The organism is Methanosalsum natronophilum, assembly GCF_024808815.1.
In the GTDB taxonomy this organism is placed as follows: Archaea; Halobacteriota; Methanosarcinia; order Methanosarcinales; family Methanosarcinaceae; genus Methanosalsum; species Methanosalsum natronophilum.
This window is the reverse complement of sequence record NZ_JANUCS010000004.1, coordinates 44416-60230: the sequence shown is the minus strand read 5'-3', so window position 1 is coordinate 60230 and position 15815 is coordinate 44416. Positions and strand designations below refer to the sequence as shown.

At 35.5% G+C, this 15815-nt stretch carries 14 protein-coding genes and 1 pseudogene; 5 read left to right on the top strand and 10 right to left on the bottom strand.

Annotated features, from left to right (window positions below; translation table 11 throughout):
- Nucleotides 1–105 precede the first annotated feature (105 nt).
- The 3 genes and pseudogenes from J2T59_RS03460 to J2T59_RS03450 all read left to right on the top strand — a co-directional run.
- Nucleotides 106–2730 carry a PAS domain S-box protein gene (locus J2T59_RS03460; RefSeq protein WP_259133969.1) on the top strand — a complete coding sequence of 875 codons (2625 nt, stop codon included), beginning with the start codon at nt 106–108 and terminating at the stop codon, nt 2728–2730.
- 270 nt (nt 2731–3000) lie between these two features.
- Complete coding sequence (locus J2T59_RS03455; RefSeq protein WP_259133967.1) at nt 3001–3132, top strand: hypothetical protein; 132 nt, start codon at nt 3001–3003, stop codon at nt 3130–3132.
- 24 nt (nt 3133–3156) lie between these two features.
- Nucleotides 3157–3297, top strand: a pseudogene (locus J2T59_RS03450) (DUF427 domain-containing protein); the annotation flags it as partial.
- 62 nt (nt 3298–3359) lie between these two features.
- Here the strand turns inward: J2T59_RS03450 and J2T59_RS03445 are convergent.
- Together J2T59_RS03445 and J2T59_RS03440 are read right to left on the bottom strand one after the other, a co-directional pair.
- Nucleotides 3360–4127, bottom strand: a complete 768-nt coding sequence (locus tag J2T59_RS03445) for an acyl-CoA dehydratase activase (RefSeq protein WP_259133965.1) — start codon at nt 4125–4127, stop codon at nt 3360–3362.
- Nucleotides 4124–5281, bottom strand: coding sequence for a double-cubane-cluster-containing anaerobic reductase (locus tag J2T59_RS03440; protein WP_259133963.1), 1158 nt, complete (start codon nt 5279–5281; stop codon nt 4124–4126). Before J2T59_RS03440 ends, J2T59_RS03445 begins: the two co-directional genes overlap by 4 nt.
- Nucleotides 5282–5637: 356 nt before the next feature.
- On the opposite strand from J2T59_RS03440, the gene J2T59_RS03435 reads away from it, so the two are divergent.
- Both J2T59_RS03435 and J2T59_RS03430 read left to right on the top strand, forming a co-directional pair.
- Nucleotides 5638–6048, top strand: coding sequence for a threonyl-tRNA synthetase editing domain-containing protein (locus J2T59_RS03435; protein ID WP_259133962.1), 411 nt, complete (start codon nt 5638–5640; stop codon nt 6046–6048).
- A gap of 118 nt (nt 6049–6166) precedes the next feature.
- Nucleotides 6167–7453 (top strand): methanogenesis marker 16 metalloprotein, encoded by a 1287-nt coding sequence (locus tag J2T59_RS03430; RefSeq protein ID WP_259133961.1) that lies wholly within the window; start codon nt 6167–6169, stop codon nt 7451–7453.
- On the opposite strand, the gene comE is transcribed toward J2T59_RS03430, so the two are convergent.
- From comE to J2T59_RS03390, 8 genes are all read right to left on the bottom strand, one after another.
- On the bottom strand, nt 7413–7985 hold the full coding sequence (comE, locus tag J2T59_RS03425; protein WP_259133959.1) for a sulfopyruvate decarboxylase subunit beta: 573 nt from the start codon (nt 7983–7985) through the stop codon (nt 7413–7415). The genes J2T59_RS03430 and comE overlap by 41 nt on opposite strands.
- Complete coding sequence (comD, locus tag J2T59_RS03420) at nt 7985–8509, bottom strand: sulfopyruvate decarboxylase subunit alpha (RefSeq protein ID WP_259133957.1); 525 nt, start codon at nt 8507–8509, stop codon at nt 7985–7987. Before comD ends, comE begins: the two co-directional genes overlap by 1 nt.
- 4 nt (nt 8510–8513) lie before the next feature.
- A complete protein-coding gene (locus tag J2T59_RS03415; RefSeq protein ID WP_259133956.1) occupies nt 8514–9149 on the bottom strand; it encodes a (Fe-S)-binding protein in 636 nt (211 codons plus the stop codon).
- Between the two features lie 23 nt (nt 9150–9172).
- Nucleotides 9173–9871 carry a GTP-binding protein gene (locus J2T59_RS03410; RefSeq protein WP_259133954.1) on the bottom strand — a complete coding sequence of 233 codons (699 nt, stop codon included), beginning with the start codon at nt 9869–9871 and terminating at the stop codon, nt 9173–9175.
- Nucleotides 9868–10638, bottom strand: a complete 771-nt coding sequence (locus tag J2T59_RS03405) for an ATP-binding cassette domain-containing protein (RefSeq protein WP_259133953.1) — start codon at nt 10636–10638, stop codon at nt 9868–9870. Before J2T59_RS03405 ends, J2T59_RS03410 begins: the two co-directional genes overlap by 4 nt.
- Entirely contained in the window at nt 10638–11909 is a 1272-nt protein-coding gene (locus J2T59_RS03400; RefSeq protein WP_259133952.1) for a cysteate synthase, read from the bottom strand. Before J2T59_RS03400 ends, J2T59_RS03405 begins: the two co-directional genes overlap by 1 nt.
- Before the next feature lie 329 nt (nt 11910–12238).
- On the bottom strand, nt 12239–14854 hold the full coding sequence (locus J2T59_RS03395) for an MA0829/MM1976 family S-layer protein (RefSeq protein WP_259133951.1): 2616 nt from the start codon (nt 14852–14854) through the stop codon (nt 12239–12241).
- 346 nt (nt 14855–15200) lie between these two features.
- Nucleotides 15201–15734: a hypothetical protein gene (locus J2T59_RS03390; protein WP_259133950.1), complete on the bottom strand. Its 534-nt coding sequence runs from the start codon at nt 15732–15734 to the stop codon at nt 15201–15203.
- Nucleotides 15735–15815: the final 81 nt, after the last annotated feature.

Genomic DNA, 15815 nt, shown 5'->3' with positions numbered 1-15815 from the left:
TTCAGACTTATTTACATATATTTAAATAGTCAAAAAATAACTTTTCTCAATGAAAAGTAATCAACATTTAATATCTTTATTACTCTTATACATATGGAGATAACTATGCCATCAAAGAAAAACGATGAGCCTATGGAAAATATATTCTCTGAAAACTTATTGGAAGCTTATTCCTATTGTAAAATAATATGTGATGAATCTGGGTGTCCTTGTGATTATAAGTTTATTGATGTAAACTCTAGATTTGAAGACATTATAGGACTCTCAAGAAATGAAATAATTGATCAGAGAGCATCTATTGTATTCTCTGACCTGATAAATGGAACCATTGACTGGCCCCAAATATTTGGTGATGTTGCACTTAATGGAATTAATAAGGATTTCGAGTTCTTCCACAAATATTTTGGAATCTGGTACCATGGTACAGTTACATCTCCGAAAAAAGGTTATTTCATTACATTTTTTGTTGAAAAGAGTAATTCAAAAAAAGATATTATACTTGAATTAGATGAATACTATACAGTAATTAAAACCATAACTTTCGATGAAAAAGTTCTTTCAATACCAAGAGAAGAAATTGTAGGTAAAAACCTTAGATCTATCATGCCAGACATTGAGGACACTATTATTTCGGCATGCAATAAATCGGTTATGACAAATAAGTTACATTCATTTGAATATCCTTTCTTTAGTTCCACTGATCAAAAATGGTTTAGAACTGAAGTAAAACATTTTAATATTAAGGATAAGAGCAAATACATTGTTAGTATAAGTGACATTACTGACCAAAAAAGGTCTGAACTGGAAATATTATCTAAAAAAGAAGAACTTGACAGGTTTTTTACAGTTAATCTCGATCTTTTATGTATCGCGGATATTGAAGGTAATTTTCATCGAGTTAATACCGCATGGTCAGAGATCTTAGGTTACTCTGTGGAGGATCTTGAGAACCGTAACTTTTTCGACTTTATACATCCTGATGATATTGAGAATACCATAAAAGAAGTTGAAAAACTTGCATCACAAAAAAATGTCTTCAATTTTGTTAATAGATATAAGTGTAAGGACGAATCGTACAAGCATATTGAATGGAGATCACATCCTTATGGTAAATTCATCTATGCTGCAGCACGCGATATCTCTGACCAAGTTCGATCACAAGAACAGAGGTACCTTTACAGTACAATCCTCTCTATCCTAAACGAACCTATTGATATGCAGCAATCCATATCAAAGATCCTATCTGAAATAAAAGATTATATTGGTGCGGATGCAGTTGGGATCCGTTTAAAAGAAAATGGGGATTACCCTTACTATTTCCAGACCGGGTTTTCTACTGAGTTCTTATTGAAAGAAAATTCGTTATTAAGCTTAAATGAACATGGCGATATATGCAGGAACAAAGATGGTTCAATCAGTTTAGAGTGTACTTGTGGCCTTGTGATCACCGGCAACACTGACCCTTCAAACCCTTTATTCACACCTTATGGTAGTGCATATTCAAATAATTCATTCCCATTTTTGGACCTACCTGAAGATGAAGATCCTCGTACCAATCCTAGAAATAAATGTATCCATGAAGGATATGCATCAATTGCACTTGTGCCAATCAAGATCGAGGATGATATCATTGGGATATTGCAGGTCAATTGTTATGAAAAAGATATGTTCGATCTCAGTACTGTGAATCTGCTTGAAGACATTGCTGCAAGTATTGGGCAAGCACTTCAACGCAAACAAATGGAATCAAAGTTGAATCAGATGTATGAAAGACTTGAAGCTTTCCATGACCATAGTCCACTTTTAATCTCAGAACTCACTATTTCTGGCAAATATAAACGTGTGAATAAAATAATCTGTGATATTTTGGGGAAAACACGTGAAGAGATCATCGGTAAATCTGTTCAAAATGTATTACCTGAGAACACTTCTGCTTTAATCACTGAACATATTGAAGATGTGTTAAAATCATCATCCTATGTATCATTTGAACATACTTTACGCTTAGATGATACTGAAAGAATGATTAAAACAGTAATTTTCCCTCTTTTTGATGAAACTAAGAATATTTCGAGTTTGGGAGTAATCGGAGAGGATATAACTGACCTTAAAAAAATTGAAGAGTTTGAAAAGAACCAGTTAATCGTGCATGAGATACATCATCGTGTGAAGAACAATTTGCAAGTGATCTCAAGTTTACTCAACATGCAATCCAAACTCTTTGAAGATGAGGATGTAAGAGATGCATTCCTTGATAGCCAGAACCGTATCAGATCAATGTCACTTGCACATGAGAAACTATACAGCACTGATAAAGCTGGTCAAATCGAAATGGCGGATTATATCAAAAGTCTTGTAGATTATATAAGCCAACTTTATAAGCCAATAAATAAAACGATTTTAACCAAACTCAATACCGATACTATCTATTTTGATATGGATACAGCTATTCCTCTGAGCTTGCTCTTGAATGAAATAATAACCAACTCGTATAAGCACGCTTTTGTGGGTAAAGATAAGGGTACAATCTCGATTTCATTTAAAAAAATGGAACAGGAATATCAACTCGTTGTTCAAGATGATGGAACTGGTTTTCCTGAAAATATTGATCCGGAAAATTCCAATAGTCTTGGTTTTAGAATAATCAATTTACTAAGTAAACAATTATTTGCTGAAATAGAAGTTGATAGTTCAAAAGGAACATCCTATACTATAACTATTAAAAAATAAAACAGTTCTTAACCATGTTATGTTTTGCAATGACGTGTGGATGTTATGACTACTTCAATTTCTACAGTTTTTATTGCTTTCAATAATCGCTGATGATTATATCATTGGTATTGATAAAATCAATTTCGTGATTATCTAGGGTTGTGTTAGTTAAACTGATTATGTTCAGTAATCCTATTGTATTATATTTATTTCCTAGATAATGTTATATTATAGTCTGATTTAGTCTTAATGCAAATCTTAAACATGATCAATTTCAACGGTGTTTAAATGGTAAGAGTATACTGGACAATTAAATGGAATGGAGAGAAAATTGGACGATCAAAGGATTTTGTTTGTATAGATGGACTTAAATATTTCTTTAGAGATGACCTGAATATGGAGTATTTGAAAGAAAATTGACATCAAACAGAAGATGATAAAGGTCCTATCAAATATTATGATATTGTAGTGAATGGTGAAACGTATAAAAACGGTGCATGGTATTATACTGATTATCAAACACGTGCCCGTGATTTCAAGAACTATGTAGGTTTTGATGAAGACGTTGAGCTATCTGTAGGTTAATTGATATCAGAACAAAACCTCTTTTTATAAATAAAAAAACTTGAACTTAACCCTTTTCCCCTTTAACTTTCATAAAGCGCTGCTCCTAATGCACCCGTGATTTGAGGTTCAGGGGGAATGAGTAATGTTGTTGATATTTCTTGTTCAAGTGCAGCATGGATACCCCTATTTTTTGCAACACCACCTACAAATGCAATTGGGCCATGAGAGTTGTGGAGGTTGATCTTTTTTGCCATGATAGCTACCTTGTTAGCAATACTCTTTATAAGACCGGCTGCAATATCTTCTTTTAAAATACCTTGTGTTCGAAGTGATATCACTTCAGATTCGGCAAAAACTGTACACATACTGGTTATCAGTGCGGGTTCCTTTGACATGAACCAAAGGTCTCCAAGATCGTTGATATCAATATTAAGAGCACGTGCAGTATATTCCAAGAACTTACCAGTACCAGCCGCACATTTATCGTTCATTAGAAAGTCAAGGACCTTCCCATGCTCTACAGAAATAACTTTATTGTCTTGACCACCAATATCAATAATACCTTTTATTTCTGGAAATAAATAAGAAGTGCCCAGTGCATGTGCAGTTATCTCACTTATAGAACGCTCTGCTAGACCAATGTTCTTTCTACCATACCCAGTTGAATAAACGTGACCAATATCACCTTCTTGAACATCAGACTGTGAAATTACATCAAAATAAGCTTTCTCTGATGCTTTTACGAAATCGAATTCTGTTGGTATTATAGTGTACGCGAGTTGTTTCGAGTCTTCCAACAATACTGCTTTTGTGGTGGATGAACCCGAATCTATGCCTACAGTGATCAACTTATCATCTCCAGAAATGCATCAATTCTAACACCAAGTTGTTCAATATCTGAATCGCTATAATCTGTTTCTATAGAAAGCATGGGAATACCAGCTTTTTTTAGTTCCTTTTGAACATTATAAGCTTCTATGTTATACCCGTGACAGAACTGAAGTGTATAATAAATAACTCCATCAACATTGAATTCTTGTGCAAGGTCTACTACTGATTCAAGTCGTTTCTTATTTGGACTCATACAGGAACAAGGTATATTGATGTATCTTTGTGAAAGTGATAACATCGGATCCTTATTCTCATCCTCATCTACCAAGTCCCAGAAAGAACGTGTGCCTGTACAACTTTCCTCACACACTATCACTCCACCTCTTTCTTCTATAATCTTGGGTACTTTTGTATTACCGCCAGAAAGTGGACAGCCTGCAATCATTACCCGGGGTTTTGTGTTACTTTCTTGTTCTGGTTGGATATGTTCAATCTCTTCAATGACCATTTTTAGTATATGCTTGAACTCTGTGGGAGATAGAAAGAACTGTTTTTGTATTATTTTAAGTACATCAACTCCACTTATCGGTGAGGGGTCCCTTTTCCTTTCACAATAAAGCTGATGCAAGAGTTTTCTGATCTCGTTACTTTCTTTAATTCTATCCAATAGTTTAGTTGATGTAATCTCATTACCAGTAAAGTGTTCAAGTTCTGTTTTCAGTGATTCAAGTTCTTGTAAAAAATATTGTAGTGCTATATCAGTATCCGGTCTTTGTGGCAGATCTATGACATATGTAGGAATGAAATCATCTAGTATCTCATACATTTTCTTTTTACCATCACATGTATTCTCTGCAATTATCATATCAACTAACCCAAAATGTGCACATGAATCTATACCTGAACAACCATCATTTACAATCGAGCCTAATGATGATTTTATTAAAGGACAGATATTTCGTGGTAGATATTGTTCTGCTAGAGGTATGGTCTCGTTCTTACCACCACATAATATGGTTCTATCAGCACCAGCAGCAAAAATGAGTTCATCGGGAACAAATATACAAAAAGTACCTATGACCTTTACCCCATTATTTCGAAGTTCCTGAAGTTCATTTACACGTTTTTTGTATATTTTCTTTAAGTATTCCATTGTCTTGAGTTCAGGCATAGTATCAAGTCCTACAATATAATTTTAATTTTGCTCGAATCCTAACTAACCTCTTTTAAACGAGTTAGCTCAGAGTAGATTAAAAGGTCACTTATCACATCCATCCTACATGCACAATTATTGGTATAAAATACTATAAAGATTCTCATATAACCAAATGTTTTCTTTTTGTAAACCTTCATTTTACTCGAGTTTATATTGTTTTTATTGTTTCATCACAATCCCGCCAATCATTAAAATATAATGTTCTAAAACGATTATTGCCACTACCATTAACTCAAAATATATCTAAGATCAAGTCATATTAAGCTAATCCCACACTCATAAAATATTCTTTATCAAGAAGGTAACTTCAAATGAAAATGTTAATGTTCGATACCAGTGGATTTGAGTACAAAACACATAGCAAAACCCTTGACGATGTCGAGGATATTGAAGAATGTGAAACCATAACTGACCCTGTAGTAATATTTCTTCATGTTGAAGCTGAAGATGAGGACCGTAAAAACAAGGTACTCAAAAAAAGTTACAATAATTTAAAATGGTACTTGAACAAGATAGGTAAAGATAGAATCGTACTCCATTCATTTGCACATCTTGCTACTAGTAAATCATCACCAGAATTCGCTTCACTTCTCATTTCAGAACTTAAGGATAAATTAGTGAGTAGGGGTTACAACGTTAGTGTCACACCTTTTGGCTACTTTTCACAGTTCTCTATTAATGTGAACGGTGAATCACTTGCAAAGGTATTCAAGGATTTTTGAAGTTAATTGCTGATTCTACTAACAATCCACTATAATTAATATAAAGATATCATATAACATCCAAGTATGTTCGTATCTAGATATGAATTATTAATATGTTTGGAATTAGAGGATTTCGATGAATAAGTCATTTCAAACTATAAATGAAAAACTCAAAAATAATGAAGCTGTGGTTCTGACAGCTAATGAAGTTAAAGACCTAGTCAAAAAAGGAGAAAATGTTCAATTAAAAGATATTGATGTTATAACAACTGCCACTAGAGCTATTATGAGTGGTACTTATGCAGTCATGTCATTTCCTATTGATACTCCTATTAGTTTCAGGAAAGCATTGAAGGTAACTATGAACGGAGTTCCTGCATATGTTGGACCATGTCCTAACGAAAGTCTTGGTGTCATTGACATCATGATTTTTGGAACAGTACATTCTATAGAGAATAAACAATATGGTGCTGGTCACCTTTTCAGGGATTTGGTAGAAGGAAAGGACATACAGGTATCGATAACAACTGATACTAACTATTCATTTAATACAAATATTAAGCTACAAGATATACCTTATGCTAAACTGTATTCTACACGTCACGCGTTCAAGAACTATGCTGCTTTTGTAAATTGCTCTAACACCCCAGTATCTTCAATATTCCATACTACCCAATTCGAACCTAATATGAAAGCCAGCACATTATCTGGTTGTGGTTCAATTAATCCGCTTCAAAACGATCCTCTTATGGATACTATAGGAATTGGAACACGTGTTCTAATCAATGGTGCAGAAGGGTTTATCATCGGAGATGGAACTCGAAGTACACCTGAAAAACCTAATCTTGCATGTGTTGCTGATATCCATCATATGAACCCAGCGCTTATGGGAGGATTTAAGACAAGTGCTGGGCCTGAATGCATAGCATCTTGGGGTATCGCAATCCCTGTGATAACAACATCAGTACTTGATGCAATCCTTAAAACTGATAGTGATATCCCTATGGTAATCAACGATGTCCATGACAGAATTATGATCAGTAGTTCTACTTATGCTGATGCGTGGACTGATACTGACCTTACAGTTCAATTTTGTCCCGACGAATGTACTGATTGTAACGAATGTGAACCGATTAATGAATGTCCAATGAAAGCTATTTATTACAAAAATAGTAAATTATCTTTAGATAGATACTTATGTTTCAATTGTGGTCTTTGTTCCACACTGTGTGAAAATGACGTTTTTATTGCAAATTTAGGCCAAGTTAATTTTGAAATGGATGGGAATCAACATAATGTACCCATTGTATTAAGACAATCTGATAGGAAAAGAGCAGAAAAAATTGCACAGGATTTAAAATATCAGGTCATTAAAGGAAATTTCAAACTAAGTCATATGGTCGAGAAGATATATGATCCATGAACCTACCTATTATTTGTTTGGGTGTTAATTCGATCACTTTACCATTGGCATTCCCGGGTTCAGCTTTAACTATAAGAATACCACTGGACATATTTTCGAGTGCTGCTCTAAGTTCATGCTTTTCATTCACCTCATCAACTCTACGGTTCCCAGCACCTTTAGCAATCGTTGCAATATTAGAATAATGTGAAGTAGCGGTCGGCTGATCACCAGTTGAACCATAAGACCCATTATCAATGATCACTAGAACATAATTAGATGGTTGAGTTGAAGCTATAGTTGTCAGTGAACCTAAGTTCATTAAAATTGAACCGTCACCATCTATTGAAATCACTTTTCTATCTGGTTTTGCGAGTGACAGTCCAAGTCCTATAGATGAAACTAACCCCATCGAACCGAGCATGTAAAAGTTCTGTGGAGTATCAGAAACATAATATAGTTCCTTAGATGGTACCCCAATATTTGATATAAGTAATGCATTCTCCTTTTTAGCAAAAGAAGCTATTTCTTTGATAGCATCAATGCGTCTCATTAGATTGACCTCCAGAATGAGATTGGAAGTAAAACAGCTACTGGTTTCCTCATAAGCTCTGCTTTCTCCCATGCATCAACAATAATATCATGAACTTCAATTACACTATCTGTGATGAAATATGGAATTCCGATAGTATCCAATAACTTTGGTGTAAGGTCACCCATAGGTATTTGTGCGGATATGGTTTCTTCATCAGTACCTCTATGACTAACTATCATCAATAGAGGTATGCCATAAAGTAAGTTCAAAGATGCCAATGCATTAATAGAATTACCAAGACCTGAATTCTGCATTAGAATAGCTGTACGTTTAAAACCCATATATGCACCCGCACATATACCAACACCTTCTTCTTCCCTACTCACAGGCACATGTATAATATCATTACTAGTTTCAACCATATGTATGAGCTCTTTCAGGTTAATACACGGTACACTGGTAACAAGATCGATCTTTGAATCCAGTATACCCTTAAAAACTGCATCATAAGGCTTAGTTCCCCTATTTACATAACCGGACATTCAATTACCATACCTTAAGATCAATAGCTTCAATACGAACTTTCTTTCCCTCAACACTTACAACCATACCAGAATGAACCTTTTGCATCATACAATATTCAGGCACAAATTTAACTGTCTGACCCATCTTTGGAATCTTGCCTCTGGAAATAATGCCATCGAATGCTAATATCATGGAAAGTCCTACATCCTTATATGTAAAATCGTCAACTCCTAATCTATGCATTGGTCCAACCATATGTACAGTATATATCCCACCAGGCACAATATCAATAACCTTGGCAAAGTGTGTCACTGGACAGCCTAATGGCCTATACCTCAAAATATCATCTATCCCTATATCAACAGACGTATCAAATGGGTGAATATCCTCTCTACAAGAACACTCATCTCTTAAAGGAGCTAAGGTGAAATCAGCTTCTAACCCGTCAATAACCCCTATTATTATATCTTGTTCAGTAACCTTTTCACCCATTAGATCCAGTATCTCATCTAAATTATCACTGAACCTATCTTGTACCAAAAACGGACATAGTTTCAGATCATCACTACTTTCCAATTCAACAACAAATTCCCTACACTGACTATAACCACAACTTCCACAATTATAACCAGGTAAGAGCGACTCTATATCTTTCATTGATACTTAACTCCACATACATTTTATTCACCTTTATACTCCATGAACCCATCCAAGTTCCTCAAAACACCCATATGATGTTTTCGTGCTACTCTGTTCTCACCTGTACATAGAGAACAAATAGCTAGAGGCGGACTATACCTTAAAACCATATCATCACCCACATCTGGCCATTTAGAGATAATATCTGCAAGCTCAAAAGATCCTTTCCCGGTTAGCCCGTTAGCCTCTACTATCTTGCACCCAGGATTTACTTCCAGCACTCTTTCTCTAAAAACCTCCCTTTCTGCCTGTGAAACAAGATCGGATTTTGTCATTACCACAATATCAGCGGTTGTCAGAAGTGGTCCCACTTTAAGAGGTGTATTTGGACCAGTGGTAACATCAATAACACATATAGCAAGACAACTGTCAGGATACGGTGCACATCTTAGACACAATCCGGCAGTTTCATTTAATAGAATATCAGCTCCCTTTTCATCCGCCCAATTCATCATTTCTTCAGTATTATAGATCGTAAAGTGATCTGGGCACATATCTTTAGCAAGGCCAACGTGTACTGGAATATCAAATTTTTTGAATCTACGGTCATCATCTGTCCACAGACAATCGACCTTGACCACAGCAGGCTTTTTGTCATCACTAATAAGGGACTTAATTGTATGCAATAAAACAGATGTTTTTCCTGCTCCTGGAGTACCGGCAAGGACCACAAGTTTCATATCTTATCCTCCACGATATCGCCACGCCTAATAGTTTCACGCAAAGATAACATCCAATTATCCACATTGGTTATCTTAGTGCATATTTCCTGTTCTTGATGACTTGTATCAATGAGATTTACCATTGCTCCATTTCTGATAACAATCCTGCGTGAAGACATGAGTGCAAGTACAGGATCATGAGTGACAACAACAACTATTTTACCTTCCCCCGCAAGTAATTTCAAAGCTTCCTGCTTTTTTATCCCTGCGTTTTCCACTTCATCAATTAAGACCACTGGAGAGTCGCTGATCACAGCAATATCTGCTGTCATAAGTGCACGTGATTGACCACCACTAAGTGAAGTTAAATGGTCTTTAGGATATATTGGTTCTCCTGTAAGTGTATTACCAAGCTCAACTATCTTTGAAAATAAAGACTCATCTTTACCCCTACTCCTTGCATGCATACACAGAAACTCTTCAACGGTCATGTCAGCAAGAAAATGCATCTTTTGAGATAACTGTGCCACAAGTTTTCTTCGAGGATCCGCGCGTATACTTTCATCCGGTCTTTGGCCATTGAGCAGAATAGTTCTTCCAGTTGGAGTATCAGCTTGTGCAAGTTGTTCAATATCATCGATCAATGTACTTTTTCCTGAACCTGTTGGACCTACTATACCTACAATCTCTCCAGCAACAATTTCTACATACCTAACAGGTTCATCTTTCCCGTCTTTATCTACCCCACCCATTATAGTAAGACTGGATATCGGGTTTATTGTCATCAAAGTTCACCTTGTTGTCTTTTAAGTCTCAATACTTCTGATACTTTATCTATAATCTTCATTTCAATGTCCTCCTCACCTACTGAGATCGAGTGAGATACTTCTAATGGCCTCAAATTCATATCACGTTTCAATCGTTCTTTTCCCCCACCAGTTATGTTTAATAGAATAGTTTCATCTGAACCCACATGACCCAATTTCACAGCTTGTATCAATGAAGCTACAGCAACAGCAGATGCAGGATTAATATCAATACCTTCCAATTCTTCAAAGAGATGTTGACCTTTTTGTGCCTGATAGTTCTCGATAGGATATATCAGACCATTTGTTGACTCAAGTGCATCCCTAACTCCCCCTGTAATATCAAATGGAGGTTTTCTATTAAAAAGAACATCATCATACATTTCATTAGGACAAGTTGAAGTAATATCCCCATTACCACTCCATAGCTTATACAGAGGTGCACATGGCATGTTCTGTGCTAAATGTAATTTAGGTAACTTATCACCAAACCTACCATCTCCAATCAATCTCATTGATGCTTCCCATACAGCAATACCACCAGTACCACTACCTACAGCCTGAAAATAATGCTCAGGTAACTCCCCGCTCTCCATTACTGCATCCAACATCACAGTACCCATACCGTCACGTCTAGCAACGTTTTTAGCTCCACCTTCGTTAATGAACCCATCCATTTCAGCGATCTTGTTAGCTAAGGTAATAGCATCCGTGTAATCACCATCCACAGACAGAAGGAATATAGAATCTGTTGATTCATTTATGGTCCATAACCTATGTACACTTTTTTCAGGTACGACCAATAAAAGTGGTTGACCCGTTAATGAGCAAACATGAGCAAAAGCACGAGCAGTATTACCTGCAGAAGCAACTACCATAATATCATCATTATTTTGTTCCTTCACTCGTTGCATTGTAGGAAAAGATTCCAGGTCTTTAAAAGTAGATGTCATCATATATGCATCTCTTTCAGGCCAGTATCCATTAAAAGCAATCCATAACCTCGAAAGACCGAGATAAGACGCTAATTTTTCACTTTTATAGCTTATCGTCCTACCTTTACATTCATCAATTATACCTTCAACTGGAAGCCAATCATAATACCTCCACATCCCAGGCAAGTCTTTCACAAATATCTTATCATTCTCATAAAAGGTTCGAAGTAACGAATTAGGGTTACACTCACAGATTTGATCGTACTTGTTTTGAGTTCTATTGCAAGCAAGAAAAGCAACTGAATATTTTCCCATGATAATTGAAAGAAAAACTAAGGTTTATATATATTCCCATCTTGTCTGTTTTTTTATCCTCTTTAGGACATAATTAAACTTAAATTGTACTAAACGGACATATTCTTACATATTAATACATATCCTAAACTGAATTACAATCTAAAGAAAAATAGTTCACATGGTAACTAACTTTATTTTATTTGAAAATGAGATATTCAACTTTTAGTCAGGCAAATCCCTAATATTCCATTGAAAATGCGTATTTACAACATAACTAAAACAAAAAGAACAATATGAATAAAAAAAAGATTGCCATGACCTATTGTAGGTTATGGCAATGTAACAACTTATTTTTCTTGGTTATTCCATCGAAGGAGTTTTACAGCAACCAATAAGGCAGCTATTGAACCTATTATTCCAACAAATGGTATACGTCTTTCAGGTTCCTCTACAGTAAATATCACGTTTTCCTCGCCAACTTGTACAGTATACTCACCTGGATCAGCTTCGGAGTGAGTGAATTCCAGTGTTCTGACCTCACCTGGATTCAACGTAACTGTTTTAGTATCTACTACCACATCATTTACCAATAATTCAATCTCAGTTTCATGTGTTGTGGTTCCGATATTTTCTACATCTACATTGATAGTCACGGTTTCATCCGGCTGAACTTCACGAGGTGATACTACAAGGTTAGATAGTTCGAACATCATATCTTTTTCAAGTACTTCTAAGTTATACTGTGCTTCAAGATATCCTTCAGGTTCCACTGATATTCTGTGTACACCAGGATCTTCTACAGTAAAGGACAATTGTCCATCACCATCAGTATTGCCTATAGATACTTCACTATAGAATACCTCAACATCTTCCATTGGTTCTCCATCGATTGCTGTTGTGACTGTTATAGTGATAGTATCACCATCATAGACCACATCAGGTTCTACATCAATTGCTACAGCAAACTGCATATCATCAGCTGAGACTACTTGTACAGGCTTGCTAGTACTAACAAATCCAGCTTTTTCAGCTTTTACCTCGATTGTCCCAGTTTCACGTGGCGTGTATCTGAGAAGACCTTCTTCATTCGTCTTACCTATTACCTCACCTGCAAATGAAATTGAAACGTCCTCGACAGCTGTTCCTCTAGATTTCACTACAATATCAACAGAAGATCCTTCAGCAAGAATCTCAGGTATATCTATTTCAAGTGTATCACCTGGTAATGTAACAACTTCCACAAATGGATAATAGCGTACATCATTAGAGTCATCAGCTACTCTAAATTTAACATCGCCCATGATACTGACCGTACTACCTGGTGCAAGTCTCATTGACCCATCGTTCTTTAGCACGATCTCATCTGGCGATATGGAAGAAACTCTCATTTTACCAAATCTGTCACCAACATCTACTGTAACATAATCCTCAGATATCTGGAACACACCACCTATGAAAACTGCATCCAATTCAGTACCCCTGAACACCTGATCGAACCTAACAGCGATCACTGGCACATCATCAGTACCTCCTATATCAGTTTCATATACGTAAGTACTTCCTGCAGAAACTATTGCCTGTTCTATCTGAGTACCATCTTTTCGAAGTGATATAAGTACATTATTACCTGCAAGATCAATTTGTGAGATTCTTAGAGAATAACCATCCTCAAGCACAACCGTGGAACCTATGAACACTGACCTTCTAGTATCATCATCGATTAGTACCTTTGAAAGTTGACCATTATCAAGAAGACTTACTCTTGTATCAGTAAGAACATTCGCAGGATATCCGGCAAAGTATTTCTCAGCCATGAATCCTATAACCTCAAACTTACCCCAAGCTGATCGCTCAAAACTTACCTCTTCTGCACTACTGGTATAAACCAATCTTTCATCGGGGATTGTTCGAGTAGATATATGTTCCACTTCAAGTGATTCGGTACCAATACCTTCATCTAGATTATAGTAAAATCCTTCAAAGTTGAATGGTGTCCAAACAGATGGCTGATCTGTAACCGTACCTCTTAGTTCATAAGTACCAGGTTGGCTCATATCAACAAAAGGTGCAAATCTGAGAATTGTATCATCTGCAACACCAATATTGAGCTGACCCATTAGATTGATAGTACTACCACGACTAAAGGAGACCGTAGCACGGTTTTCCATTAAGATCTCATCCTCAGTAACCGACTTGATCTCCATACGACCAAACCTATCACCAGTTTCGATACTTACATAATCCTCAGATATCTGGAATATACCATCAACAAACACTGCATCTGTCTTAGTACCCCTGAACACTTGCTGGATATTGACCGCTATCATAGGAACATCATCAGTGCTGCCAATATCAGTTTCATATACGTAAGTACTTCCTGCAGCTACTATTGCTTGATCTACTTGAACACCATCTTTCTTCAAAGATAATAGAACATTATTACCTGCAAGATCGATCTCCACAATAGTTAAAACATATCCTTCATTCAATGTAATTGATGAACCGGGAAAATAGGATTTCCTATCATTGGTATCAATTAGCACTTTAGCTAATTGTCCATCAGCCATCATACTGATCTCACTGTCAGCAAAATTAGAATCTGCAGTATACCCCGCAAAATATCGTTCTGCCATAAAACCAATAACATGGTATGAACCCCAATCATTATATTCAAATGATGTGGATATCGGTCTTGTTACATACTCAATATCCCCAGCACCAATTGACCTATCACTGTCACTATCAAGTTTTATTGTAAGGTTCTCAGAACCTTCACCTGAATCGAGGTCATAATAGAATCCTGAAAAACTTTCAGGAGTCCATGTGTAGGTCAAAGAGAGATTCTCGCCTGCATCCCAAATCCTGTTACCTGTATCATATACGCTTGAAGCTACTGCAGTCCCGCACAAAAATCCTATCAGTGCTAATACAGCAGCTAACCTAATCAAATTATTTTTTATCATAATATATACTCCCAGAGTAAAATAACCCTCGTCATTAATATTTGTACAAGTAGATAATAAGACTTTTACAGATATATACTTATGCATATATCACCTAGATTGACTTTTTCAGGTTTAATGAATTTCCAATTATATTAATAACTTATAATATAGAATAAAATTAACTTTGATCGATTATAATTCTATTAATTTCCATATACAGCTTTTGATTCTCTGAAAAATTAGTATCAGTGGCTATAAAATTATTAATTAATTAACCTGAATATGATTCTGGACTAATTTAAATTTGAGATAAATTATTCTAAAAAAAATTAAGGATAGTTTATCGTTTTAGGAAATATCTCTATCACTTAAAAGCTAGTCTTGAATCTGATATCAATATATCCAAATAATCGATACCTTTTTCCTTATTATACAGATTAATCAGCTTTTTCTGTCTAGGATCTCGAAATGAAAATTCAACTAACTTGATATCATTATCATTGAACACTTCTATCAGAGAATTTGGCACATTGTTCTTAAATAATAGGTATACTTTTTGTTCATTTTCTATAACTATATAGAGTCCTGAAACATATTGTTCATTTTTATCTACCTGTGCATTAACTAGGAGATTGCCAGTCATATTCCCATAATATTTCAGCGATGAATTTTTATCTATAACCCCCACTTCTTCTGCAGGTTCTTCAACATATTCGAATAACCCAAACCCATGTGCCTTATATCCATGCACTATAAAGGGTTTAGAGAATCTGCATTCAATTAAAGATAATTCAGGGTTTGTTATGAATATTTGTTGTAATTGCCCAAACGTTACTTTTCTCCCATCCCTAAAGCATTCAGTTTTATTTGTTGAACTGTCGTTTATGTGATCTACCATCAATATTATATTTGGTTTACAGTTAATTTAAAGTTCCTATTTTGTATTTAGAAAAAATAAATATTATAGTTTAAGGTACAT